We start from the raw sequence: 24,549 nt of genomic DNA on the forward strand, positions 1-24,549 counted from the left end.
GAATCACGTATTGTAACCGTTACAAGGTTGCCATGAAAGGAACGCCATGAGGATTGCGGTTGCGAGCGAGGGCCTTGACGTTTCGCCTTATTTCGAACACTGCACCAGTTTTACCATCTACACGATCGACTGCGGCATAATCGCCGAATGTCAGAATATGCCCAGTCCGCGGCTGCCTTACGGCAGTCTCGCATCGCTGTTGGTGGAACTCGAAGTTGACGTGGTCATTGCGGGATGCATGGAACGAGCGTCCATCCATGCGCTGACCGAAGCGAGCATCGAGGTGGTCTTCGGGGTGGTCGGCACCGCGCGCGCCGCAACCGAAGCCTACCTCGCCCAAACGCTCATCAGCTCCGATGAATGGTGCGACTACGACGAGGAAACGCCGAACTGCATGGAAGTGTAAAGAGTCTTTGCACCTGCGAGAACGCGGAACTCCCTGTCTTCGGCAATGAAGTTCCGCATACAACAAGAGCGCTTCCGATTCTTCGGAAGCGCTCTTGTTCTTTTATCTGAGGAAAGCCTACAGGGCTTTTTTAGCAACCTCGGTCACCGCTGCGAACGCAGCAGGATCGTTGACGGCCATGTCGGCGAGAACCTTGCGGTCGAGCTGCACGCCGGCCTTCTTGAGACCGTTCATCAGCACGGAATAAGACAGGCCGTTGATACGGGCCGCAGCGTTGATACGGGTAATCCACAGACGGCGAATCTCGCGCTTCTTATTGCGGCGATCGCGATACATGTACTGGAGCGAATGCTGCACCTGCTCCTTGGCGGCACGATAGGAGCGGGACTTCGCACCGTAGTAGCCTTTTGCGCGGTTGAGGACGGTACGGCGTTTCTTATGAGCGTTGACTGCACGCTTTACACGAGGCATTGTTCAAACCCTTCCTAATCGACTAGCGGAGTCCGAGGTTGCGGGACACGACCTTCTTGTCGGCCTCGGAAACCTCGGTTTCATGGCGGAAATTGCGCTTGCGTTTCTGGCTCTTCTTCTCCAGGATATGGTTCGAACCCTGCTTGGAGCGCATGATCTTGCCGGAACCGGTAACGCGGAATCGCTTAGCGGTGCCGCGGTGGGACTTCATCTTAGGCATTACTCGTCCTTTCCATCTTCTTGTTTCTCTGCTTCTTTCTTTTTCTTCGCCGCAGCGGGCAAAGGCGAGATGAGCATGTGCATGTTGCGGCCCTCCATCTTGGGCTGGCTTTCAATGACCGCTTGATCTTTCAAGTCATCCGCCAAACGCTCCAAGATCGTCAACCCCTGTTCGGGATGGGCCATTTCACGACCGCGGAACATGATGGTGATCTTCACCTTGTTGCCCGCATCGAGGAAACGCAGCACGTGTTTCTTCTTGGTCGTGTAATCTCCCACATCGATCTTGGGACGGAATTTCATTTCCTTCGTCTCGATCTTGCTCTGGTTCTTACGGGCCTGCTTGGCCTTGATAGCCTGATCGTACTTGAACTTCCCGTAATCCATGATGCGGCACACAGGCGGTTCCGCATTCGGAGCGATCTCGACGAGATCGTAGCCCTGCTCATCGGCGATCCGCTGAGCCTCGGAAACCGCATAGATTCCGAGTTGCTCACCGTCGTAGCCGATCAGACGGCACTCTCTGGCAGTAATCTCTTCGTTGAGCCGTGGCTCCTGAGCAGCTATCGCGCTCACCTCCTCGTTCTTGCGCTTGCGCGCAAATAAAAACCCGCGGAACTCGGCCACGGGCTTGCTTGCATATCATATCCGCTTGCGCGGCATATATTCAGGCAACCCATCAGCAGCCGAAGCGCCGAATCAGGTGGGGAATTCCTTCCCGCTTGAGTAAACAGCCTGCATAGTATAGCACGGTTTTCGCGCTATGCAAGAAAATCTTATCGCCTCCCGTGCAAAAGGCAGCTTGGTTCGGCTTGGCTGCACTCCCCCAACTTTCGCGACGCATTAACCTGAAAGCCGTGCCGTATCGGGTTTATGCCGATACGGCACGGCTGTTTGCCTTATCGCAGGAACCGCCGCGAGGCGGCCGCCGCGCCAAGGGCCGCAATCGCAAGGCCCGCATCCCAAAATCGTTACATTCCGAAAGGCAGAAGGCAGGCCGCCTCGGCATGCGCCGAAATCGTCCTAGGACCGAACGAAACGATCCTTGTTGCTCCTCTGTTGTTGCTTGAACCTTATTGTGGTGCATACATTTCCACTGGTTCTAGAAAGGGCTGTTCGATGCAAAGAACACCGCAAAGTCCCAGCTCGCACGCGACACCGCGTTTCGAGGCTTCAAACACCGCGATGGGAAGAAGGCGGGCTGCGCTCAACGCATGCCTCGCCTTCGCTTTGGCACTCGGCCTGCTTCCCGTCCTTTCGGCAGGCGAAGCAACGGCTGCGCCCGAAAGCTGGACCGACGACATTCCGGACATGCTCGCCGCAGGATCGTACGCGGAAGGCGAAGCCGTTGTCGTAACGAGCGGCGATGCCGTCGAAGCGGTTGCCCTCGAAGCAGACGGAGCAGCCGATGCGGTCGAGCCGATCATGGAGATCGACGCCCAAGCGATCGAGGCCGACCGAGGCGACGCTGCTGCGCGCAACGCGCTTGGCAGCGCTTCGATCGGCAGCATCTCCGTCGTGCGCAGCGACACGCTGAGCACCGAGGAGCTGCTCTATGCGCTCGCAGACGATCCGACGGTCATCTCCGCCGAGCCCAACTACACCGACATCGAGCTCGCCGACCTTAAAGCGGATGATGAGATCGGCTTCGACGAGGCGGCGCCTGCCGCCGTCGCAAACGCCGAAACAGCGTCTCGGGCGGCGCAGGGTTCTGCCACCCCATCGGCGGTTCCCGATCTTTCGCGGTTCCAGTGGGCTTTCGCGGGCGGCAACACCATGAAAACCCCCGGTTCAAGCGCGAACGCGAGCATCAACGCCCCGCTTTGGAACCAAGCGGGCGGCAACATGGACGGCGAAGACGTCATCGTGGCGATCCTCGACGGCGGCATCGACACGACCCACCCCGATCTGGTGAACTCGATCTACCGGTTCGACGTCCAAAAGCAGAAAGCCCTCGGCTGCGGCGAGTTCGGGTTCAACTCCGAATCGGTAGCCAACCCCGCCGTCGACCCGGCCGACGTCACCGACGACATCGGGCACGGCACGCATTGCGCGGGCATCATAGCCGCCGAGTGGAACGGCAGCGGGACAAGCGGGGTCGCATCCGACGCGAAGCTCATGGTCATCAAGAACGGTGCGTCCACCTCTTCGCTCGTCGACCAGCTCAACGCCTACGCGTTCATCAAGAAGGCCAAGCTCGAACAGGGAATCGACGTGCAGGTGACGAGCAACTCCTGGATGCTGTACCAGTCGAGCCGCGCGCTCGATGCCGCAGTGCGCGATCTCGGGGAATCATGCGGGATCGTATCGGTGTTCGGCGCTGGCAACGACGGCCTCGACATTGACGGCAACGTCGTCTCGGGCGGCATCCTGAAAGACAACCCCTACGCCGTCTCCGTGGCGGGAACCAATACCTCCGACGAGTTGTGGTCGCACAGCAACTACGGCAAGGCGACGGTCAGCCTCGCCGCGCCCGCAGGCGGCATCCTCTCCACCGTACCGCAAACCCATTCCTCTTACTTCCCCGACATGGTCGATCCCAGCGAGAACCTTGTCTACGAAGGCTTCGACGGCGCGGCAAGCGCGTTTGAGGCAAGCGCCCTGCATGCTGACGGCACGACCGAGCCGCTTGGCACGGGCGCCATCGACACCTCGACCTATTTCACGGGATCGGGAAGCCTTTACGCCGAACTCGAACCTATTGCCGCATTCGGCAAGTCGAGCAGCCTGTTCGGAATCGAACTCAAGGCGACCGGACCCATAGCCGAACCCGCAGCGGGAACCGACGCGTGGATCGGCTTTTCGCTCTACAGCACCAACGCGGCTCTGACCGTGCAGGAGATCGAAATCAAGACGACGAGCAAGGATGCCGACGGAAACGCCCAGTGGCTCTCCCTTTCCGAATCGGGCGGTTCCTACCTTTCGGCGCTCGGAGTCGGGCAAACATGGGACGCTTTCGCCGATTCGCTTCCGACCGATGCCTCCATCGACTTCGACGATTTCGAGATGCGCGTCTACCTCGTATCGGCGGGCACGCTGCCCGTCTGGATCGACTCGCTCGGCATCGGCACGCAGCAGGTGCCCTACGGCTACAAGAACGGAACGTCCATGGCAACGCCCTCCGTTGCCGGGTCGACCGCCGTGCTTGCAGCCAAGCACCCCGACGACAGCGCTGCCGAGCGTGCGGCCCGCGTCAAGGCGAGCGTGCGCGCGAACCCCGCACTGTCCGATGCCGTTTCCTCGGGCGGCGTCATCGACCTTTCCATCGACGGCACACCTTCCGCCGACGCCTACGAACCCGTAATCGCCGGCGTGGAAGCAAAGGGAACCGCCGCTACCGTGCGGGGTTCGTATTTCGGCAGTGCAGAAGGAGCCGTCGCGATAGAAGCCGCAGGGCTTGGCGACGGCCCGCTCGCTTACAAGGCCTCCGTTGGCAGCTGGACCGATACCGCCATCGAGATCACGGCAGAGCCCGTACTTTCGGGCATCGTCGAAGTGCAGGTAACCACTGCCGAAGGAGCTTCTTCAACCCACACCTGCTTCATAAGCCCCGGCGATACGGTTTACGAAGACGCGCTTCCCCTTCCCGCCGACGACGATCCCTACAGCCAGACCGCGCTCGTCGACGGTGAAACCAACGGCATCCTCGTCGCCCTGGAAGGCGGCGTCTATTCCCTGCCCCGCTTCGAGCTCATCGAAAACGCCCCGTTCGTACAGAGCATGTGGCGCTACGATACGGAAGGCGGAACCTGGACGAAAGCAGCGTCGCTGCCCGAACCCCTCGCAAACGCCTCCGCAACCCAATGGAGCGGAAAACTCTTGGTGAAGGGCACGACCATGGAGATCCTCTCCGACGGCGTGCCGCGCACGTGGGGATACGAGAACCCCGCCGAGGCCGTCAAAGCGGAGGTTCGCGTATACGCCTACGATCCTGCGGACGGCTCGTGGACCGCGCTTCCCGCAGCCGGCATAGCAGACGGATCCACCATCGCAAGTGTGGGCGACGCCGTCGTGCTCGTCGGAGGCGATGCTCCTGCAAGCGAAGATGAAGACGCCCTTCTCGAAGAGATCGCGAAGGCGAGCAGCGTTTTATCCTACGACCCAGAAAGCGGCGCACTCGACAGCTTCGCAACGCTCGCCATCCCCCACGTCAACCCGCAAGCAATAGCGAGCGACGGCGTGCTCTACGTCTACGATACGCAAGACGGCACGTTCGAAGCCGTTGAAAACGGTCAGGGCACCGAGCTTGCCGACGCCTTCCCCGCATTCGCCGACGGCGACACGAAGTGCGCGTTCGCCGCCGTCAAGGGAGGCATCGCCATGGTCGGCCCGCTCTCCGAAGACGGCAAAGCAGACACCTACCTGCTGCATACCGGGGATACGAAGTTCACGCCGCACGCCAAACGCTCGTCGGATGCACGCGCTCTGCAGCCCGCCGCGACATCCTGCAACGGCAAGCCGTACGCGATGGCGACCTCCTACATCGAACCCGGCGGCATGTACTTCCGTGCAACCGCCATCGAAACCGACGAGGCGACCACCATCCCGATCGAGAAGGACCCCGCCGACGCGACAGACGCAAACGACCTCGCGAAAACGAACGACCCGATTGCCTTGCTCGCCTTCGCCCTCGCAGCCCTCACAGCCCTCGCCGGGGTTACCGGGGCGGCAACGCTGGCCCGCAGGAAACGATAGCCGCATCGAGCGCAGAACGCAGGCGGTGGCGGACGAAACGGTCCGTCACCGCTCTGAGAACAGCGCGTCGAAATCCTTGCGCGAATGCACGCCGAACTTATCGTAGATCCTGCTTGAATGGGCTCTCACGGCACCGTTCGATATGAACAGCTCCTCGCTGATCTCAGTTGCGCTTTTCCCCATCACCAGAAGCCTGAACACCGTGGTCTCGCGCACGGAAAGACCTGCAGCCTCGGCAATGCCGTCAAGCCGCTCGCGCTCCGATGATTCGCCCTCGGACAGAAAACGCGAGAATTCGCGCTGGCTTCCCAGCAGGGGCGCGAATACCGCAATACCTACGGCAAGCGTCGCCAAGATGGTCGCCGTCACGAGTATTCCACGATTCCATGACACGTTCAAACGCATGAGGATGATCGCGAGATCGGCTGCGATCAATGCCAAAATGCGGATGCAGGATCCGGGAAGCATCGCCGATGTCCTGCTCCGATACGCATTCGAGCACACCATGGTATACACCAAAAGGTCGAATGCCGAATATGCGGCGCTGACCATCACCTGCGAGAGCGAAAGGGATACCCCCAAGAACTCGACGCCGATGAGGCCGACCGTCATCAGAGGGAGTGCAATCGCGTAGAGGATCGTGCGATCGAAGCGATCCCCCATCTTGAACGCGAGAATCAAAATAACAAGCGAGGGCAGCAGATTGCCCAACCCCGTCTCATGCGTGGAATGGGAGAGCTGGGTGGCGCTTCCGCCCACCCCGTAGGCGAACGCGAACACGCATACGAACAAAAACAGCATCCCGTACCCGGAAAGGCCCTTCGCTCCGAGTCCTTCGCGCGGCCGATCCTCGGCAACGGCGATCTTGCTGAAGCAAAACGATACCTGCACAAACGACAGACCCGCCAAGCAGATGATCACGAGCGTGCTCAAAAGCTCATCGACTCCCGTGATGACGGGCAGCAGCGCGAACCGCACGGCGAAAGATACCGCGAAAACCTGGATCACCTTCACGGGAGGAAGATACCCGCAGAATTCGATCCACTGCCCGAAAAGCATACCGGCACCCGCGCCGATGAGGACAAGGCTCCCAAGCACCACGCCATCGCCCGACGCAAACCCCAAAACCACCGAAAGCGGCACCAAGCACCCTGCCGCGATAAGCACGCTCGGCAGCACGAGCAAGGCCCCGCTCGAACGATGCCTGTCGAACCGATAGCAGAGGACAAGATACACAGCCAAGCCCACCGCTTTCCCGATGTCGACAAGCAGAAAGAAAAAGTCGCCGACAAACAGCGGGGAAACACCTACCTGCGTCACCGTCGCGTTGAACCAAAGCGGCCATTCGTGGGCGCATCGGTAGATGCCCATGCCGATGCCGGCATAGAAGATCAGCGCGTTTTTCCCAAGAAACGCAAACAGCTTTCCAAGACAGCGATCCACAGGCCCAAACTCCCCAAGCGCTCGATCCGACGCATGCACTGCACGGATGATACCCGTTTTAAACATCCCGTACAACGTTTAAACACGTTTAAACAACCGTGCGCAGCAACGCGGCTGTACGGTGTCCTCGGTTCGAAGCCGTCCGACGCAAACGAAAGCACCTGCCCCTCGCACAACCGCGTCGGACGGCCGGACGATCGGATCAGAACAACATAGGAAGGGAATCATCATGGAAATCTCGAAACCAACCTCTCTGGCACGGCGCGACTTTCTCAAGGGAGCAGCCGCAAGCGCAGCAGGACTCGCCGCTTTCGGCCTTGCCGGATGCGCGCCGAAAGCGGAAGGCGAAGCGAGCGGCCAAGCTTCGGCCGCTCCCGAATCATGGGATCGCGAGGTTGACGTCATCGTCATCGGCAGCGGCGGATCGGGTCTTTCGGCGGCCATCGAAGCGGCGGGTGCCGGGGCCGACACCCTCGTGCTCGAAAAAGGAGGCGTCATCGGCGGCACGACGGCGCTTTCCGCCGGCATCACGCAGGCTGCGGGAACCGAGTATCAGAAGAAGTTCACCGAATACCAAGACGACACTCCCGAAAACCACTTCAAATGGTACATGGCGCTCGGCGAAGAGTGGGTCGACGAAGAACTCGTCAAGGACCTCGCCTTCGGATGCCCCGAAGTCATCCGCTGGTACGTTGAGGATCTCGGCATCACGATCGGCGATTTCTCGGGCCAGTCGCACGTACCGTATGCCGACGAATACTACGCGGTGCGCATCCATCGTCCCGACGGCGAGGGAGCGGGCCTCATCGCCGCCATGAAGGCGAAGGCGGAAGGGAACGGCGCCGTCATCGAAACCAACATCGAAGCGACCCGCCTTATCACCGATTCGGACGGCACGGTTATCGGAGTCGAAGCCGAAACGAAAAAGGGAGCCGAGACCATCAAAGCGAACAGGGGCGTCGTCATCGCCACGAGCAACATCGATCACAACACCGAGATGGCCCGCCAGTTCTGCCCGCAGCAGGTTTGGGCGATGGAACTTGCCGATTGCCTGAGCGCTCCCACCAACACCGGTGACGGCATTCGCATGGGCATGGAGATCGGCGCCGACATCCGCAACCTCGGCAGCGGCATGGATGCCATCCTCGACCTGAAGCTCACCTCGGGCAAAGACGTTTGGGGGCTCATCTTCGTCAACAAGGCGGGCATGCGCTACGTGTGCGAAGACGCCCACTACGCCTACAAGACGCGCATGCAGTTCCAAATGGAACGTTCGACGGGGCATCCCTGCTACGCCGTATGGGCGGAAAGCAATCTCGAGAACTGCCGCGCATGGGATGCGACCACCATCAATGAGGCCGTTGCGGCGGGAACCGTTATCGCCGCTCCTTCGATCGAGGAGCTGGCGGCCGAGATCGGCGTCGACGCAGCGGGCCTCGCCAACACCATCCAGTACTGGAACGATACAGTGGTGCCTGCCGGCGAGGACACCCAGTACGGCCGCATCAGCGGATTCGAGCGCATCGAGGGAGCGACCTATTACGCAAACCGCATGCGTCCCGAGATCATGGGACCGTGCGGCGGTCTGCGCATCGACACCGAAGCGCACGTACTGCGTCCCGACGGGTCGCAGATCCCCCACCTGTTTGCCGCAGGCCTCTGCACCGGAGGCTGGGTTGGCCCGTTCTATCCCGGATCGGGCACGGCCATGGCCTCAAATGCCCATTTCGGAAGAAAGGCCGGCAAGAACGCCGCCGCACTGTAGATTCGCAAACCGCTTCGAGCCTCGCAAGGCGCGGCTCGAACGAACCGAGGCGCCCGCGATCGCCGCGGGCGCCTCGGCAGCGCTTCGGCTTTGACGCCAAAGCAGCTAGTTCTTGTCCTCGTACAACTCGATCACCGCACCGTCCTTCTCGACGAAGGCAAGGCGCACGCCCGGACCCGCATCCATGGGTCCGCAGATGACGCGGTCGGCGTCATCGACGTAATGATCGAGGTCGTCGACCGCGTAGGCCACATGCCAGCGGCGATGAAGCTCCTCGGGAAACGGGGTGCCCTCCTCGAATTTGAGGTACTCTATCTTGTAGTCGTAATCATCGACGTTCGATACCCAGAACTTCATGTCCTCGTTGTACGTCATGTTCGGCTTCTTCTCGGTGATCGGGATACCGACATGCATGTAAGTTGCGGTTGGCATGATCGCTCTCCTTTCGCAGCGGCGCGCTACGGCGCCGATCCGGGAGCCCGTCGAACCCCGAAGGGCGAAGGCTCCAGCTTCCCGGCGACTCGCAAGCCGCCGGGCTCGTCACTTCATCGAAAACAGTTCCATGGCGGCTTCGGCATCTGCCTGCATCGCCTCGGCAGCCGCGTTCGCAAGCGAATGGAAGTACTTCGGATGCGATTCGGCGATAAGCGCTTCGACCGCGCGAACCCCCGCGTTGCTCATGTAGCTGAAATAGTTGATCTTGCGAATGCCGCATTCGATCGCCCGCCTCGTATCTTCGGCGGAAAGGCCCGATCCCCCATGCATGACAAGCGGCACGCCGCAACGGCGCCTGAGCTCGGCGATGCGGTCGAAATCGAGCTTCGGCGCTGCTTTGTAGAAACCATGGACGGTGCCTACGGAAGCGGCGAGCGCATCGATGCCGGTCAGCTCTACGAACCGCACGGCATCGTCCGGGTCGGTGTAGACGTTCTCGCGATCGTCGTCCGAGTTTTCGAGGCCCTCATGCCCCGTCGTGAACCCGATTTCGGCCTCCACATCGATCCCGCGCCCGTGGCAGAGGTCTGTCACCTCGCGCGTTACCCGCACGTTCTCGTCGAACGGGTCTTGGCTGCCGTCGTACATGATCGCCGTAAAGCCCAAACCGACGGCGCGCTTCACGTACTCCATATCTTCGCCGTGATCGAGCATCACGCACACCGGAACGCTCGCCTTTTCGGCGCACATCACCATGATGGGGCCTATCAGGTCGATCGGGGTCTCATGCTCGTGCAGTTGGGCATGCTGGATGATCACCGGCTCCCTGCGGGCCTCCGCGGCGCCGATGGCGGCAAGCAGCAGCTCGAGGTTGGGCGTATCGAACGCCGCAGCCGCGCACCCTTTTCGCTCGGCCCAAGCAAGAACCTCTTTCATGGAAGCGAGCATGGCGGCCTACTTCTTGAGGTAAGGCGTGTTGCAGGGTGCGTTCCACAGGCGCAGAAGCTCGTCGTCCATGCGGGCCATGAACATTTGGAAACCCGCCTGCTCCTGCACGGTAAGCATCTCGCCGACGAAATTGGCCACCACTTCGATGTTCTTCTTCTCGAGCTCCTTCACGGCGGCGCGATATACGATGAGCTGCTCCATGAGCGTCGTCGCACCCGATCCGTTGATTATGAGCATGACCTTCTCGCCGTCCTCGATGCCGATATCGGCGACAAGCGCGTTCACCATAATGGCAGCCGTTTCATCCGCCGACTTCATAGGCTGGCGGCCGCCGCCCTCTTCGCCATGCTGGCCCATGCCGATTTCCATCTCGTCATCGCCAAGATCGGCCAGCAGGGTTCCCGTCTGCGGATGCGTCGCGCCGCGCACGGCTACCGCAAGCGTCGCCATATTGTCGGCGAAGCGCTGGGCGATGGCGGCAACCTCTTCGAGGCTCTTGCCCTCCGCCGCCGCCGCGCCGGCGATCTTGTAGGTGGGAATGCAGCCGACAAGGCCGCGGCGGTCGTCGGCGTTCTCGCGCGGCGCGTTGGACACGTCTTCTTGGGTGACGACCTTCACGGCATTGAGGCCGAGTTTCTTCACCTGCTTCATGGTCATGTTGCCGGTGAGCATGTCGCCTGCATGGTTGAGCACGATGTAGAGCACGCCCTTGCCCTTGTCGGCCAGTTTGATGGCATCGACGCAAGCCTGCGGCCCGGGAGCGGCGAACACGTCGCCCACCACATCGATGTCGACCATGCCCTCGCCCACGAAGCCCTCGATCGCAGGCTCATGGCCGCTTCCGCCCTGCGTGACGATGGTCACGCGGTCGGCATCGGCGAGCTTCTTGTTGATTACCATGTTCTGCTCGCCGAGCTCGAGAATGTCGGAATTGGCCATCGCCAGACCCTCGAGCAATTCGGCGGTGAGATCGTCGGGATCGTTGATGAATTTCTTCATCTTCATGATGCTCCTCCTTCGTACGGATGCCTTAGCCGGGCACATGCGCCCGAAACGAACCTGCCGCCCGTCGGGCGGCAGGATAATGCCAAATGCTCTAGTGCGATTGCAGGGCCTTCAGATAACCCTCGTGCAGCCCGCGGATGAACAGAGAAGTCGATATCGCCCCCGCATCGGGAGTGCCGATGGTCTCCTCCTTGTAGCTTTTCGCGCGGCCGAACTTCGATTGGTAGCGCTCGGAATCCCTCGCGCCGCCCGCAGCCGCATCGTCAGCCGCCTCGAGGATCGCCTCGATATCATCGGCCGCCGCCTTTGCAGCCTCGCACGCGGGAATGAGCGCATCCATCATGGTCTTATCGCCCACTTGGGCCGTCGTGATGTCCTGCATCTCCGAAAGGCATCCGGAAAACATGCGCTTCACCGCATCGGGTCCCAGCTCGTCCTCATCGTCGGACAATTCGAAGCCCAGACCGCTGATGAGCGTGCCGTATAGAGGTCCGGCCGAACCGCCGCGCACCTCCATGGCCTTGCAGCCGAGTCCGTCGAGGAAGCTTCCGATGGACTCGTCATCCCATGCGGCAACTTCCTGCTCGATCAGCTTGGCGATCTTCAACATGGTGATGCCATGATCCCCATCGCCGAACTTCGAGTCGATCTCGCTCAAAAGATCGCTCTCGGAAGCGAGCAGATCGGCGCTTTCCAACAACATGGCGGATACCGTGCGCTTGTCTATCACCGCGAACCTCCTGTAGACGAAAGTACTGGTACCGAGAACTCTAACACGCTCTATCATGCGAGGTCAATCAGCATTAAGGCACTTATGCAAGATGGGCGCATGCGTTGCACATGCCCTTCGTCGGCCCGCGCCCGCAGACGCGCCGCGCCCGCGCCGTCGCTACGCCTGCGTCTCCGCATCTGCTTCGCCTTCCGCGGGCTCCTCGATCTCCGCCCCCGGGGTTTCAAGGTAAATGTAGATCTGGCGAATCGTATCGGCGAGATTGCCCGAAGCGTTCGCGAGCTTGTAATCGTACATGAGCACGGCAGACCAGTTGTATTCGACTTCGTCGATCACGACGGTGCCCGAGAACGAGCATTTCTCCTGCACGAGCGTCGTTCCATCCGATGCGTACGTAGAGTACTCCGATTTGTCTTCGGGAAGCTTCGCCGAACCGGCTTCAACCTGGATTCCCGCTTCGCCGAGCGTCTTTTCCACGATGTTCTCGTTTTTGACCGCATCGGCGAAACTCAGCGTTCCGAACCCGAGGGCCGACATCGCGGCGGAGTAGCCCGTCATGACAATGGCGCCGTCTTCGTCGAGACCCAGATACACCGTCGGCGTACCGAGGCGCGAATCTGCGGGTTCGTCGGTCAAGGCCACGGTGAGCGAGCTTTTGACGGGGTTGCCCTCTTCGTTGACCTGGCGCTCGCTGGTAACGGTGGCACCGCGCTTCAGGGCGGCAACCGCCTCGTCTTGCGTCATCCCCATCAGCTGAGACAAATCGGGGACTTCGGTGGTCTTCGTCGCAATCGTCGAAGCGTCCTGGGCCTCGCTTCCCTGCAGCGCCTCGACCTCCTGGTCGCTTTGCTGCTGCGCCTGCTGAGTCGCCAGATTCTGGCTTTCCTGGAACAGCATCCACGTGAAGTAGCCGAGCGCGCCGATCAATGCCACGAGCAATACGACAACCACGATGAGCAGCCTTCGCATACGGCGCGATTTGCGCTGCTGAGCGGAGAGCTCGGGTTTGAGCTTCTTATCGCCGTGTCTTCCGCGACCGCCTTTCTGCTCGGCAACCACCATGCCCGCCTGAGCGGGTTCCCGATCGCCGATCAGCATCGGAGCGCTCACATCGGGCTCGAGGCTTTCGACCGCATCGGGGTATTCGTCTTCAAGAAATTCTTCGGTATTCGAATCGGTTCGTGCATGTTTTGGCATCGTGTAAACCTTCCTAGCATTCTGCGCCCGAAGCGCACGAGGGCAGCGCTATTTTACCGCAAGAACAGGTAGTAGACGACGAAACCGACAATAAGCAGAACTATGCAGCCCAAAACGATCTTCTGCATTTTCGACATCGGTTCGACGCTGTCGAGATCCTCCTGCGTCGTTTCCCGATAACGCTGTTCGCCCGCGCGGGGCGCACGCCGCTTTCGGGGCGGCGATGCGACGGCGGCCTCGCCCTCGGGCTCCGTCTCGAAGACGGCCCCCGGCTCATCGCCTTCGACGCGGCCTTCTTCGCATTCGCTTTTCTCCGGGAGGCCATCGCCCGGCTTCTCGGCCGATTCGCGGGCAACGCCCGTCTGGATGACGATCTCCTCGTCATCATCGGCGTTCACCGATATGAGAGAGTATGTTCCTTCACGATCCATGGGCACCCTTTCGCGTTTAGAGCGATTATAGATTGATTCTATTCCCGAATGCCCTTGTCCAAATAATATCCATCGGCGCTAAACCGCCTGCGATACGTGAGGAAGCAAGCCATGACGATGGCGATCGTGTTGGCAGCCGACAGCATGAGCATGACGACGATCTGGTATTTCGCTGCCGCAAGAGGATCGGCTCCGGCAAGCAGCTGACCGCTCATCATGCCGGGGATCGTCACGATGCCCGCAGCCGACATCGTCGCAAGCACCGGCGTCATGCCCGCCCCGATAGCCGCCTTGATCGAAGGGAACGCGGCCTCGCGCGCCGTTGCTCCCAGAGCCACGAGCGTGAACATCTCGTCGGAGCGGGAATCCATATCGGAGAACAGCCGGTCGATGGCAACGGCGATCGCAGACATGGCGTTGCCGATGATCATTCCCGCAATGGGTACGAGCTGGCGGGCATTGTACCATGGCTCTGCATGGACGACCCCTTCCACCACGATGAGCCCGACCGTCACCGAAGAGACGAACAGGGAGATGAACACCGCAGGAACAAGCCCCTTGATCTCGCTTTTGACGCGCGAGGTGGCGATCTGGGTCGCAGCCGAAATCATGAATACGAGCGCAAGCAGCACGAGCCACCATGTCTGCCACTCGAACAGGTATTTCAGTACGAAGCCCGCGGCAAGAAGCTGGATGAAGCAGCGCGCCGTGGATACGGCGATGCGCTTGGTCTGCCCGAGTTCGAGCTTGTAAGAAACGAGGCCCGCCACGAGCATGAGCGCGCTCGCTGCGAAGAGCTCGAAATACCCGATCTCCACGACGCCCGAGCTCATCGCGCACCTCCTGCGGATACGGCTCCCTCGCCGCCTCCGAAAGAACCGGCCGCCGTTTCGGCGCCCTCGGAAACGGACGCTTCCGCTACTTCGGTGCCCTCGGGCCTTTCAGCCGATCGGGCGCACGGCAAAGCGCCCCCGGCGTTCTCGCTGTACGAAAGCGAGCCCGCTTTGAGCTCGAAGGTTCCTGCAGCGAACCCGTCAGCGGCGCGATGGCGAATGCGCAGACACGTCATACCCGTACCGACGAGCGTCGCGGCAAGCCGTCCGATCGCGCAAGCGGAATCGGCGTCGAGCGCCGCATCGACCTCATCGAGCAGCAATACCGCAGGTTTGGCAGCGAAAGCGCGCAACAGTGCGATACGGGCAAGCTGTCCGCCCGAAAGCTGCGAGACGTCGCGCTCGAGCTCAACGTCGCCGAGCTCGGCCTTCGCGAGCAGATCGGCGAGCTCGCCGTCGCGCGGTGCGCTCTCGTCTGCGCGAACCTTCAGCGTCCATGGAAGCACGAGGTTATCGCGCACCGTACCGGATACGAGCGAGGGCTTCTGGGGAACCAGGCAGACGCGTTTGCGCCACTGGGTCACCGGCATATCGCTGCTCGATTCGCCTCCAAGATACAAGCGTCCGCTTTCACGCTCGATCATGAGGGCACACGCGCGAAGAAGCGTCGACTTGCCCGAGCCGGAAGGACCGACAAGATCGTAGATGGTCGCCTCGTCAAGGGCGAAGCCCAACCCTGCGAAGAGCCTCGCGCGCCCGGAAGCACGCGGGTACGACACGGTCATGTCTTCGACGCGAAACAGAGCGGCGGTCACCTCTGCCGCCTGTTCCACCACCACGCCCCTATGAGAAGCGCGCAGAATACGATATCGGCAAAAGCAGCCGTTGACGCCGCCATCGGCCCACCCCTTCCGCAGCTCTCCGAAATCAATGAAGGTCTTGTCTGCAAAGACAGTATAGCGACGGGCAAAACGAGAAGCCAGATGCCGAGAGCAAACGGTACGGCCCCGTTGCCTGCGAGTCGGCCCGCTTTCGGCCGGCGCGACCGCCATCGCGTGCCATGTGCACATTTATTGCCAGATTCATACATTTCGAACGACGTCGGAGATCCCCTTCGCGCCCGTTTCCGCCCCGCAAAACGCCTGCGTTATTCGCGAACTGGGAAAACGGTCCGCATCGTGCGCAATGCAAGGGCTCGGGAACGCTCCCGAACCCCCTGGATGTATGAATCTGGCAATTTTCGTGCAAATCGCAGGCTTTTCGCTTCCGCACCTGGTTGTTTCGTCGGCCTGCCGCAGAATGACCCGCGGCAGGCCGACGGATCTACTGCACCCCGGGGATGCTCGGGATGGAAGCGAACCCCACCTCGAGTTCCTCATCGGTGGGAATATGGTCGGTCATCTCGCCTCGGTTGTACGCATCGTAGGCCACCATGTCGAAGTAGCCGGTGCCCGTGAGTCCGAAGAGGATCGTCTTTTCCTCCCCCGTCTCGGCGCAGCGCTTGGCCTCCTCCATAGCCTGGAAGATCGCATGTGCGCTCTCTGGTGCGGGAAGGATGGTTTCAAGGCGGGCGAATTCGACCGCTGCGGCGAAGATGTCGGTCTGCTTCACGGCAACCGCATCGAGGTAACCGTCTGCTTTGAGCTTCGAGACGATCGGGCTCATGCCATGGTAGCGCAGGCCTCCCGCATGGTCGGGGCTTGGAAGAAAACCGCTGCCGAGCGTGTACATTTTAGCGAGCGGACACGTCTTGCCCGTGTCGGCGAAATCGTAGGCGTAGCGGCCACGCGTAAGCGACGGGCAGCTCGCGGGCTCGACGGCGATGAACCGCGTATCGGGATGGATGCCTTTGATCTTGTCTCGCATGAACGGCGCGATCAGGCCGCCGAGGTTCGAACCGCCGCCCGCGCATCCGATCACGATGTCGGGGTACTCGCCGAGCTCCTTGAACGCCTCGTACGATTCGAGCCCGATGATGCTCTGGTGGAGCACCACCTGGTTCAGAACGGAGCCGAGCGTGTAGCGTCCTTTGTTTTCGGGCACGTTGAGCGCCCGCTCGACCGCTTCCGAGATGGCGGTGCCGAGCGACCCGGAAGAATCGGGGTTCTCGGCGAGCATCTTCTTGCCGATCTCGGTGGTATCGGAAGGCGACGGCGTCACGTTGGCGCTGAACGTTTCCATGATGTTGCGACGGAAGGGCTTCTGCTCGTAGGAGCACTTCACCATGAACACATCGAGGTTGAGCCCGAAGTGGTCGGCCGCCTCTGCGAGTGCAGTGCCCCACTGGCCCGCCCCGGTCTCGGTCGTGATATCGGTGAGCTCTTGCGCCTTTGCATAATAAGCCTGGGCGATAGCCGAGTTGAGCTTGTGCGAGCCGCTCGTGTTGTTGCCCTCGAACTTGTAGTAGATCTTGGCCGGCGTGCCAAGCGCGCGCTCGAGGTTGTAGGCGCGGCACAGCGGCGAGGGCCGATAGATCTTGTACATTTCCCGCACGGGTTCGGGGATGTCGTAGTAGGCCGTCTCATCGTCGAGCTCCTGGCGCACGAGTTCGTCGCAGAAGACCGGCGCGAGCTGCTCGGGCTCGGCGATCTCCCCGTTCGGGAGGCGGATGGGATCGGGCGGCTCGGGCATGTCGGCGCGCAGGTTGTACCACTGCGTCGGAATCTGATCTTCTTTGAGGTACAGACGGTGCGGCACTGCGTTTTCCATTGCGGTTCCTTTCTCTTTCAACTCTTGCGTACCTGCGCTTCGGTTTCGGCCTTGCGCGCCCGCTCGCCTGCTTCGTTTCGAGTTCAGCTTCGGCTTTCGGGCAACAAAAAAGCTCCCGGATCACCGAGAGCTGTTCGTTTTTGTATGTAAGCGAGAACAGAAGCTGTCGATAACCCGAATTATTGCGTTCCGTTCCACCACCAAGCACAGTTCATAGACGCGCTCTGCGCGTTCATCATGAAGCTGTTGTTCTTGGCCTGGTACATGCGAACCTTTCATTCGGGTTGGGGCTAGTATACACAACTTTCCGATAAGCGCAAGCAACATTCCATCCGATATGCATCGCTTCCAGTCGGTCGGCTTGCCGAACGAGCCGGGCGATCGCGGTTTTTTCGAACCATGCGCCCCATGGAGTCGAGAAGCTCCGGCAAAGCCATCAACCTTCCTCTTTACAAAGCTAGCATTTGCTAGTATTGTGGCTAGCGAACGCTAGCTTGAACTCGCCGCTGGCATCGGCGCCCACGGCGATTGCAGAGACGCGCGATGCCGCCCAAAATCCGCAAAAGGAGACGCTTCATGCGAAAGGAACGCTCCCGTGATACAAAAACCGTCATTCTCGACGAGGCCATGCGGCTTTTCTCGGAACAGGGATTCCGAGCCACGACCGTACGCGACATCGCCGCAGCCGTCGGGATAAAAGATGCATCGCTGTACAGCCACTACCCCAGCAAGCAGGCGATATTCGATTCCATTATCGAACGGGCGCTCGAGAGCATGGGCGAAGGGTTTCGGAGCCGAGGGGCCCTGTTCCTCACGACCGACGATGCGAGCGGCTACGGCAGCATCCCCTTCGACCAGTTGCGCGAGAAGGTGCTCGCAACGTTCGAGTTTCTTTTCTGCGATCCGTATATGGTGCGCCTGCGCAAGCTGCTCGTGATCAATCAGTTCGAAAACCAGCAGACGACGCGCGCCTACCGCCTCATTTTCGCCGAACAGCCCATCAGGCTGCAGGAAACCGTTTTCGCCTACTTGATGGGAACCGGGGAGTTCGATCGGGCCGACGCCCATCTTCTCGCCCTTGAATTCTACGGGCCCGTGTTCCTCATGCTGCACGATGGGACGTCATGGGATCTAGCCCGACCCCTGATCGAAGCGCATCTCGAATCGTTCTACCTCTCGCACGCAACCGCAAAGGAGCTTCCATGAAACCCGTTGTCATTTACTGTTCGCAAACCGGCCACACCGAACGCTACGCCCGATGGATCGCCGAAGACATCGGATGCGATGCCATAGCCTACAAGAACCGAAACGCCGTCGATCTGGCGGATTTCGATACCGTAATATTCGGAAGCTGGTTTCATGCCGCATCGATTCCAGGTGCGAAATGGCTCAAGCGGCAGATCGCCGCGCACCCCGAGAAACGGTTCGTGCTGTTCGCCACCGGGGCGAGCCCCATGCCCGAGCAAGGCGGCTCGTCCGCCGAGATCGAAGAAGCGGTGCGGCGGACGTTTCCCGAAGCCGAATACCCCGACCTTCCCTGGTTTTACATGCGCGGGGGCTTCTCGATGGACAAGCTCGGGGCGCTCGACCGCACCATGATGAAGGTGTTCTTTTCCCGCACCGAAAAGCTCGCCGAGAGCGACCCCGGAATAGCCGTGATGGACCGAGAGATGAAAGCCGGATTCGACGGTACCGAAAGAGCCTTCATCGCACCGCTGCGCGACTGCGTGAGAGGAGCAGGCGAATGACCTGCGACCGAAAGCAGGAGATCGCGCTCCGCATTATCTGCGCCCTCAACGGCGCATGCGCCGCCATATTCGGCATGATCATGATGATCTGGGCAGACGATGCGCCCATGGGGCTATCGGATCTCGTGCCTGCACTGCAGGCGCTGCCCCTGCCCGGCTTCATGATCGAAAACCTCTTCTGGCCGGGACTCGCCCTGCTGCTCGTGAACGGCATAGCGAACATCGTCGCCACCGCGCTGTTTTCCTCGCGTAAAGCCGCGGCCTGCGCCTGGGCGCTGGCCGCGGGAATCCTCCTCATCGGCTGGTGCGCGTTCGAAATGCTGTACCTCCCGAATGTCGCCTCGGTTTTCTACCTGGTCATCGGCATTGCGCAAACGGCACTCGCAGCGAAGGCGATGGCGGCCCGAACCGCACGGTAGGTCGCGCTCAGCGCCGCCGGCCATGGGAAGCCCGGGTGCGCACGCACTCGTTTGAAGCCGCAAGCTGCAGCGGCTCGGCTTTCGGACGCAAGTTCCACCCAGCCCCAACCGACGCCCCCGGTAACCGATTCCCTACGGTTCTCGCGATCATCGGCTACTCGCGCTGCCGCGCGTCCGGTTTAGCGGTATCATAAGCGGCGATACACGAAACGGATACGCACGGTTGCCGGATGCTTGCACCGACGAGGAAACATCGATGCCGCAAGCATCTTCCGCACGCCGCGCCACACACAGAAAGGCGGCTTGCCTTGAATCTCGAAATCGGCATGACCCTGCACGGATTCAGAGTCGAATCCGCTGAAAACCTGGAAGAAATCGACGGCCGCGCCTATACGCTGCGCCACACGGCAAGCGGGGCCAGGCTTCTCTTTCTGGAGAACGACGACGAAAACAAAGCGTTCTCGATCGCGTTCAAAACTCCCCCCGCAGACAGCACGGGGGTCTTTCACATCCTCGAGCACTCGGTGCTGTGCGGCTCTGACAAATTCCCCGTCAAAGAGCCCTTCGTCAACCTCATCAAAAGCTCCATGCAAACGTTTCTGAACGCCATGACGTTCTCGGATAAAACGATGTACCCGGTGGCGAGCACCAACGAGCAGGACCTTCTGAACCTCATGGACGTCTATATGGATGCCGTTCTCCACCCCGCGATCTACGAGAAGCGCGCCATCTTCGAGCAGGAGGGATGGCACTACGAGATCGACGGGCCCGACGAGCCGCTGCGCTACAACGGCGTCGTGTACAACGAGATGAAGGGCGCCCTTTCCGATCCCGATTCGGTGCTCTACAACGCGCTTTCCGCGGCGCTGTTCCCCGACACCGCCTACGCGCACGAATCGGGCGGCGATCCCGCAGTCATACCCGAGCTCACCTACGAGCAGTTCCTCGACGAGCATGCCCGTCACTACCGCCTCGACAACAGCTACATCGTGCTGTACGGCGATATGAACATCGACCGCATGCTCGCATTCCTCGACGAACGCTATCTCTCCGAAGAGCAGAAGCCCGCAGGAGCGCCCAACCCGCTCGAGCTGCAGGCTCCCGTCGTGAATCTCGATATCGTCAAGCAGATGGAGACCGCGCCCGAAAACGCTGCGATGGGCCTTGGCTACGTCATCGGACGGGCAAGCGATCGGCTGCGCGTTATCGCCACCGACATCCTCGCCGACGTGCTCATGGGATCGAACGAAGCGCCGCTCAAGAAAGCCCTCCTCAAAGCCGGCATAGCCGACGACGTAGACGGCTATCTCATCGACGCGCAGCTTCAACCGGCGCTGTTCGTCATGACAAAGGGCTCGAAGCCCGATACCGCCGATGCGTTTTGCGAAACGGTCGAGCAGACGGCCCGCATGCTGGTCGACGAGGGCTTCGATCCCGAACGCATCGAAGCATCGCTTGCTCGCGCCGAGTTCCTGCTGCGCGAGCGCGATTTCGGAACCGCCGACGGCGTGGTGCTCGCCATGAGCGCGATGGCCGGGTGGCTCTACGACGACTCCATGGCAACCGATTACCTGCGCTTCGAAGACGCGTTCGCCGAATTGCGCCGCCGCGCCCCGGAAGGCTACTTCGAAAACCTGTTGCGCGAAATCGTCCTCGAAAACGATCATAGGGCGCTCGCCATCCTCGAGCCGGTGGAAAGCCTCGACGAGAACTGCGAGGAAGCGCGCCTTGCGGCCGTGAGGGAAACCATGGACGAAGCCGACATCGAATCGGTGATGGACGAGGTGGCCGCGCTTCGCCGCCTCCAAGAAGACCCCGATTCCCCCGAGGCGCTCGCGACCCTGCCGCTGCTCACGCTCGACGATATTGCCGAAGCGCCCGTACAGCCCGCCTGGGAGCGCATCGACAGCACCCCCCTGCCGTGTTTGTATCACGAGGTTCCCACCCGGGGCATCGATTACGTGTTCGCCTATTTCGATATGGGCAGGCTTTCTTTCGAAGACTTGCCTTACGCGACGCTTTTGGCCATGCTGCTTGGCAAGCTCGATACGCGCGGGCACAGCGCAGAGGAACTTGACAAGCTCACCCAAACCTACCTGGGAAGCCTGCGTTTCTTCGTCGATGTGTACGCAAGCGAGCAGGACGCCGATGCGATCTCTCCCAAATTCGTGATAGCCACCAGCTCGCTTTCCGAAAACATCGCCCACGCCGTAGATCTTCCGCTCGAGATCAGGAGCTCGACTAATTTCGACAACCCCGAAAAAATCCGCGACATACTCACGCAGACGAGAATCCGCATGGAACAAGGATACGCGACCGCAGGCAACTCCTCGGCGCTGTTGCGCTGTTCGTCCTACGTATCGAAATCGGCCCTGATCCGCGAGCAGCTGAGCGGCGTCGATTTCTACCGGTTCCTGAAAAGCCTCCTCGCCGATTTCGACGCGCGGTTTCCTGCGTTGGTCGAAAGGCTTCGCAGCACAGCGCAGCGCATATTCGCCGTCGACGGAACGATCGTGAGCTTCACGGGCGCCCCGGAAGACCGCTCTCGCTTCTGGGAGCTCGCAGGCACGCTCGAACTCGACCGCTCCGACGAACCGAACGCCCTCGTCGTCCCCGAACCGCGCGTTTTGAACGAGGCGTTCATCGTGCCCGCCGACGTATGCTTCGCCGCAAAGGGCTACAATGCGCGGCTCGAGGGAATATCCTACGAAGGAAGCTGGCAGGTAGCCTCGAAAGCCCTCTCCTACGACTATCTCTGGAACGAGGTGCGCGTAAAAGGCGGTGCCTACGGAGCCGGATTCCGGGCATTGCGCTCGGGCGCGATGCAGTTCCACTCCTACCGCGATCCCAACCTCGACGAGACGATAGCCCGCTTCGACGGCGCGGCGGCATGGCTCGCCTCGTTCGACCCCGACGAGTCGGAGATGCGAGGCTACATCATCAGCTCGGTCGCGGGCATGGACGCGCCTGTCAAACCGCGCGACATGGCACGGCGCCAGGACGGCGATTTCTTCTGCGAACGACCGGCGGGATACCGCGAAAAGACCCGCGAGCAGCTGCTGGAAACCACCCCGGGCAAACTGCGTCGGCACGGCGAAGAGCTCGCTCGCGTGATCGGTCACGACGTGCGCTGCGCATTCGGCAACCGCGGCATCATTGAAGGCTCTTCGTCCGATTACGAAGTCATCGACCTGCTCGGGTAAAAAGACGTGCCCACGCTGGCATTTAACGGTAGAATGAGCCAGTGAAAAGTATTGATCGGTTTGATGCTTGACGGTACGCGCCTTGAATGTTACTTATTGAGTATCAAATCGCACGAGAGACGGAGTATAGCATGTTAGAGATCAAGGACCTCGTGTTCGAAGTCCCCGTTTCGGAGGGCTCGAACGAAAAGAGGCGCATAATCGACAACCTGTCGCTCGCCATCGAAGATGACAAGTTCACGGTTATCACCGGCCCCAACGGCGGAGGCAAGTCAACGCTCGCCAAGCTCATCATGGGCGTCGAGATGCCGACATCGGGTTCTATCGTCTTCGACGGGACCGATATCACCGAACTGCCCATCGACGAGCGCGCGAAGCTCGGCATCGGCTACGGGTTCCAGCAACCCGCCCGCTTTAAGGGCATGAAGGTGAAAAAGCTCCTCGATATCGCGGCGGGAAAGAAGCTTCCGATGCTGTCCTGCAACGAGTACTTGTCCAAAGTCGGCCTTTGCTCGGCCAACTACCTCACCCGCGAAGTCGATAAGAACCTCTCGGGCGGCGAAGTCAAGCGCATCGAGATCGCCACGATCCTCGCGCGCGATCCCAAGCTCGCAATTTACGACGAGCCGGAGGCGGGCATCGACCTGTGGAGCTTCGACAGGCTGACCGAGACGTTCCGCGACATACACGAGGCCCGCGACGGCCGTTCCATCGTGATCATCTCGCATCAGGAGCGCATCATTCAGCTTGCCGACGACATCGTATGGATCAAGGAAGGCCGCGTGGAGGCGCAAGGCCCCGCCACCGAGCTGATCCCCCAGCTCGGCCTCATGGCGAAAGACAACCCCATCTGCAACTTCACGCAGCCGCCCGAGCTGCATCTGACCGAAATCCCGACGACGTGCTAACCCGCCGTCTGCAAAACCTGCAACTGTAAGGAGTAACCATGGCAGTCGATTTATCCCCCATCGACGAGGGGCTGCTGGCGGAAATAGCGAACATCCACGGCATGCCGAAAGGCGCCTTCAACATCCGCAAAGACGGCCAACTCGTCGAGCGCCACTCATCGGCCAACATCGAGATAGCCACAAAAACCGACAATCCCGGCATCGATATCCACATCAAGGCGGGCACCAAAGGCGAGACCGTCTACATCCCGGTCATCGTTACGCAGGCGGGCCTTAAAGACGTCGTGTACAACACGTTCTACATCGGCGATGACTGCGACGTGACCATCATCGCGGGCTGCGGCATCCACAACGAAAGCCACGAGGCATCCGAACACGACGGAATACACAGCTTCTACTGTGGCAAGAACTCCCACGTCCGCTACGTTGAAAAGCATTACGGAGAAGGCAAGGGCACGGGAGATCGCATCTTGAACCCCGTCACGAACGTGTACATGGAAGACGGTTCGAGCTGCGAGATGGAGCTCACCCAGCTGCGCGGTGTCACATCCACGGTACGCGACACGAACGCCGAGCTCGCACGCGACGCCAAGCTCGTGCTGACCGAAAAGCTTTTGACCCACGACGATCAGATCGCCACCTCGAACATGAAGGTCGAGCTAAACGGCGAAGGTTCGAGCGTGCAGGTCATCTCGCGCAGCGTTGCGCAGGACAACTCGGTGCAGGTGTTCAACCCGCTCGTCATCGGCAACGCCGAATGCCGCGGGCACGTGCAGTGCGACGCCATCATCATGGGCAAGGCGAAAGTCACGGCCATCCCCGGCATCGAAGCCGCAAGCGAAGACGCAATGCTCGTGCACGAAGCCGCCATCGGCAAGATCGCAGGCGACCAGATCACGAAGCTCATGACCCTCGGCCTGACCGAAGAAGAGGCTGAACAGGAGATTTTAGAGGACTTCTTGAGCTGATTCACACATAGGCGCG

Annotated in this window: 22 protein-coding genes; 9 read left to right on the plus strand and 13 right to left on the minus strand. The window is 60.8% G+C overall.

From position 1 onward, the window contains the following. Window positions 1-46 precede the first annotated feature (46 nt). Window positions 47-406 (plus strand): NifB/NifX family molybdenum-iron cluster-binding protein, encoded by a 360-nt coding sequence (locus tag C1719_RS10315; RefSeq protein ID WP_102375025.1) that lies wholly within the window; start codon window positions 47-49, stop codon window positions 404-406. A gap of 117 nt (window positions 407-523) precedes the next feature. Here C1719_RS10315 and rplT read toward each other — a convergent pair whose 3' ends face one another. The 3 genes from rplT to infC are packed head-to-tail and all read right to left on the minus strand — an operon-like array spanning window position 524 to window position 1,672. Beyond that, window positions 524-877, minus strand: coding sequence for a 50S ribosomal protein L20 (rplT, locus tag C1719_RS10320; RefSeq protein WP_102375026.1), 354 nt, complete (start codon window positions 875-877; stop codon window positions 524-526). Between the two features lie 22 nt (window positions 878-899). Next, window positions 900-1,097: a 50S ribosomal protein L35 gene (gene rpmI, locus C1719_RS10325; RefSeq protein ID WP_102375027.1), complete on the minus strand. Its 198-nt coding sequence runs from the start codon at window positions 1,095-1,097 to the stop codon at window positions 900-902. Beyond that, the gene (gene infC, locus C1719_RS10330; RefSeq protein WP_180963683.1) at window positions 1,097-1,672 is read right to left on the minus strand and encodes a translation initiation factor IF-3; all 576 of its coding nucleotides are present in this window, start codon (window positions 1,670-1,672) and stop codon (window positions 1,097-1,099) included. The genes rpmI and infC overlap by 1 nt, the downstream gene beginning before the upstream one ends. Window positions 1,673-2,281: 609 nt before the next feature. Here infC and C1719_RS10335 point away from each other — a divergent pair. After that, the gene (locus C1719_RS10335; RefSeq protein ID WP_180963560.1) at window positions 2,282-5,791 is read left to right on the plus strand and encodes a S8 family serine peptidase; all 3,510 of its coding nucleotides are present in this window, start codon (window positions 2,282-2,284) and stop codon (window positions 5,789-5,791) included. Between the two features lie 45 nt (window positions 5,792-5,836). Here C1719_RS10335 and C1719_RS10340 read toward each other — a convergent pair whose 3' ends face one another. Then, window positions 5,837-7,234, minus strand: a complete 1,398-nt coding sequence (locus C1719_RS10340) for a helix-turn-helix transcriptional regulator (RefSeq protein ID WP_180963561.1) — start codon at window positions 7,232-7,234, stop codon at window positions 5,837-5,839. A 229-nt stretch (window positions 7,235-7,463) separates the two neighbouring features. Here C1719_RS10340 and C1719_RS10345 point away from each other — a divergent pair, with 229 nt between their 5' ends. After that, window positions 7,464-8,999 (plus strand): FAD-dependent oxidoreductase, encoded by a 1,536-nt coding sequence (locus C1719_RS10345; RefSeq protein WP_102375031.1) that lies wholly within the window; start codon window positions 7,464-7,466, stop codon window positions 8,997-8,999. Window positions 9,000-9,104: 105 nt separating this feature from the next. Here the strand turns inward: C1719_RS10345 and C1719_RS10350 are convergent, their stop codons facing one another. The 9 genes from C1719_RS10350 to C1719_RS10390 all read right to left on the minus strand — a co-directional run bounded on the left by C1719_RS10350 (window position 9,105) and on the right by C1719_RS10390 (window position 17,287). Next, on the minus strand, window positions 9,105-9,431 hold the full coding sequence (locus tag C1719_RS10350; protein WP_102375032.1) for a VOC family protein: 327 nt from the start codon (window positions 9,429-9,431) through the stop codon (window positions 9,105-9,107). A gap of 108 nt (window positions 9,432-9,539) precedes the next feature. Next, window positions 9,540-10,382 carry a class II fructose-bisphosphate aldolase gene (locus C1719_RS10355; RefSeq protein ID WP_102375033.1) on the minus strand — a complete coding sequence of 281 codons (843 nt, stop codon included), beginning with the start codon at window positions 10,380-10,382 and terminating at the stop codon, window positions 9,540-9,542. A gap of 6 nt (window positions 10,383-10,388) precedes the next feature. Then, entirely contained in the window at window positions 10,389-11,387 is a 999-nt protein-coding gene (locus C1719_RS10360; protein ID WP_102375034.1) for a dihydroxyacetone kinase subunit DhaK, read from the minus strand. Between the two features lie 91 nt (window positions 11,388-11,478). Then, on the minus strand, window positions 11,479-12,117 hold the full coding sequence (locus C1719_RS10365; protein ID WP_219717849.1) for a DAK2 domain-containing protein: 639 nt from the start codon (window positions 12,115-12,117) through the stop codon (window positions 11,479-11,481). 159 nt (window positions 12,118-12,276) lie between these two features. Continuing rightward, a complete protein-coding gene (locus C1719_RS10370) occupies window positions 12,277-13,314 on the minus strand; it encodes a histone-lysine N-methyltransferase (RefSeq protein WP_102375036.1) in 1,038 nt (345 codons plus the stop codon). A gap of 53 nt (window positions 13,315-13,367) precedes the next feature. Then, window positions 13,368-13,745, minus strand: coding sequence for a hypothetical protein (locus tag C1719_RS10375; protein ID WP_102375037.1), 378 nt, complete (start codon window positions 13,743-13,745; stop codon window positions 13,368-13,370). A gap of 38 nt (window positions 13,746-13,783) precedes the next feature. Next, window positions 13,784-14,578, minus strand: a complete 795-nt coding sequence (locus C1719_RS10380) for an ABC transporter permease (protein WP_102375038.1) — start codon at window positions 14,576-14,578, stop codon at window positions 13,784-13,786. Further along, entirely contained in the window at window positions 14,575-15,411 is an 837-nt protein-coding gene (locus C1719_RS10385) for an ABC transporter ATP-binding protein (protein WP_180963562.1), read from the minus strand. Before C1719_RS10385 ends, C1719_RS10380 begins: the two co-directional genes overlap by 4 nt. A gap of 490 nt (window positions 15,412-15,901) precedes the next feature. After that, window positions 15,902-17,287: a TrpB-like pyridoxal phosphate-dependent enzyme gene (locus C1719_RS10390; RefSeq protein ID WP_102375040.1), complete on the minus strand. Its 1,386-nt coding sequence runs from the start codon at window positions 17,285-17,287 to the stop codon at window positions 15,902-15,904. Window positions 17,288-17,863: 576 nt separating this feature from the next. Between C1719_RS10390 and C1719_RS10395 the strand changes: the two genes are divergently transcribed. From C1719_RS10395 to C1719_RS10420, 6 genes are all read left to right on the plus strand, one after another. After that, window positions 17,864-18,493: a TetR/AcrR family transcriptional regulator gene (locus tag C1719_RS10395; RefSeq protein ID WP_102376033.1), complete on the plus strand. Its 630-nt coding sequence runs from the start codon at window positions 17,864-17,866 to the stop codon at window positions 18,491-18,493. Beyond that, entirely contained in the window at window positions 18,490-19,035 is a 546-nt protein-coding gene (locus C1719_RS10400) for a flavodoxin domain-containing protein (protein WP_180963563.1), read from the plus strand. Before C1719_RS10395 ends, C1719_RS10400 begins: the two co-directional genes overlap by 4 nt. Next, entirely contained in the window at window positions 19,032-19,454 is a 423-nt protein-coding gene (locus C1719_RS10405; RefSeq protein WP_102375042.1) for a hypothetical protein, read from the plus strand. The genes C1719_RS10400 and C1719_RS10405 overlap by 4 nt, the downstream gene beginning before the upstream one ends. A 308-nt stretch (window positions 19,455-19,762) precedes the next feature. Further along, a complete protein-coding gene (locus tag C1719_RS10410; protein ID WP_245874496.1) occupies window positions 19,763-22,657 on the plus strand; it encodes an insulinase family protein in 2,895 nt (964 codons plus the stop codon). A gap of 131 nt (window positions 22,658-22,788) precedes the next feature. Then, window positions 22,789-23,565, plus strand: coding sequence for an ABC transporter ATP-binding protein (locus tag C1719_RS10415; protein ID WP_102375043.1), 777 nt, complete (start codon window positions 22,789-22,791; stop codon window positions 23,563-23,565). Between the two features lie 38 nt (window positions 23,566-23,603). Continuing rightward, window positions 23,604-24,533 carry a SufB/SufD family protein gene (locus C1719_RS10420; RefSeq protein ID WP_102375044.1) on the plus strand — a complete coding sequence of 310 codons (930 nt, stop codon included), beginning with the start codon at window positions 23,604-23,606 and terminating at the stop codon, window positions 24,531-24,533. The last annotated feature ends 16 nt before the right edge of the window (window positions 24,534-24,549 follow it).

This window comes from Raoultibacter massiliensis (genome assembly GCF_900199545.1).
Taxonomy (GTDB): Bacteria; Actinomycetota; Coriobacteriia; order Coriobacteriales; family Eggerthellaceae; genus Raoultibacter; species Raoultibacter massiliensis.

Excerpts from the sequence above, each read along its gene's own strand:
- C1719_RS10335 (WP_180963560.1), top strand. The coding sequence starts at position 2,282 with ATGGGAAGAAGGCGGGCTGCGCTCAACGCATGCCTCGCCTTCGCTTTG.
- C1719_RS10370 (WP_102375036.1), bottom strand. The coding sequence starts at position 13,314 with ATGCCAAAACATGCACGAACCGATTCGAATACCGAAGAATTTCTTGAA.
- C1719_RS10315 (WP_102375025.1), top strand. The coding sequence starts at position 47 with ATGAGGATTGCGGTTGCGAGCGAGGGCCTTGACGTTTCGCCTTATTTC.
- C1719_RS10360 (WP_102375034.1), bottom strand. The coding sequence starts at position 11,387 with ATGAAGATGAAGAAATTCATCAACGATCCCGACGATCTCACCGCCGAA.
- C1719_RS10380 (WP_102375038.1), bottom strand. The coding sequence starts at position 14,578 with ATGAGCTCGGGCGTCGTGGAGATCGGGTATTTCGAGCTCTTCGCAGCG.
- C1719_RS10375 (WP_102375037.1), bottom strand. The coding sequence starts at position 13,745 with ATGGATCGTGAAGGAACATACTCTCTCATATCGGTGAACGCCGATGAT.
- C1719_RS10395 (WP_102376033.1), top strand. The coding sequence starts at position 17,864 with ATGCGAAAGGAACGCTCCCGTGATACAAAAACCGTCATTCTCGACGAG.
- C1719_RS10345 (WP_102375031.1), top strand. The coding sequence starts at position 7,464 with ATGGAAATCTCGAAACCAACCTCTCTGGCACGGCGCGACTTTCTCAAG.
- C1719_RS10415 (WP_102375043.1), top strand. The coding sequence starts at position 22,789 with ATGTTAGAGATCAAGGACCTCGTGTTCGAAGTCCCCGTTTCGGAGGGC.
- C1719_RS10390 (WP_102375040.1), bottom strand. The coding sequence starts at position 17,287 with ATGGAAAACGCAGTGCCGCACCGTCTGTACCTCAAAGAAGATCAGATT.
- C1719_RS10355 (WP_102375033.1), bottom strand. The coding sequence starts at position 10,382 with ATGCTCGCTTCCATGAAAGAGGTTCTTGCTTGGGCCGAGCGAAAAGGG.
- C1719_RS10405 (WP_102375042.1), top strand. The coding sequence starts at position 19,032 with ATGACCTGCGACCGAAAGCAGGAGATCGCGCTCCGCATTATCTGCGCC.
- C1719_RS10350 (WP_102375032.1), bottom strand. The coding sequence starts at position 9,431 with ATGCCAACCGCAACTTACATGCATGTCGGTATCCCGATCACCGAGAAG.
- C1719_RS10420 (WP_102375044.1), top strand. The coding sequence starts at position 23,604 with ATGGCAGTCGATTTATCCCCCATCGACGAGGGGCTGCTGGCGGAAATA.
- rplT (WP_102375026.1), bottom strand. The coding sequence starts at position 877 with ATGCCTCGTGTAAAGCGTGCAGTCAACGCTCATAAGAAACGCCGTACC.
- C1719_RS10400 (WP_180963563.1), top strand. The coding sequence starts at position 18,490 with ATGAAACCCGTTGTCATTTACTGTTCGCAAACCGGCCACACCGAACGC.
- rpmI (WP_102375027.1), bottom strand. The coding sequence starts at position 1,097 with ATGCCTAAGATGAAGTCCCACCGCGGCACCGCTAAGCGATTCCGCGTT.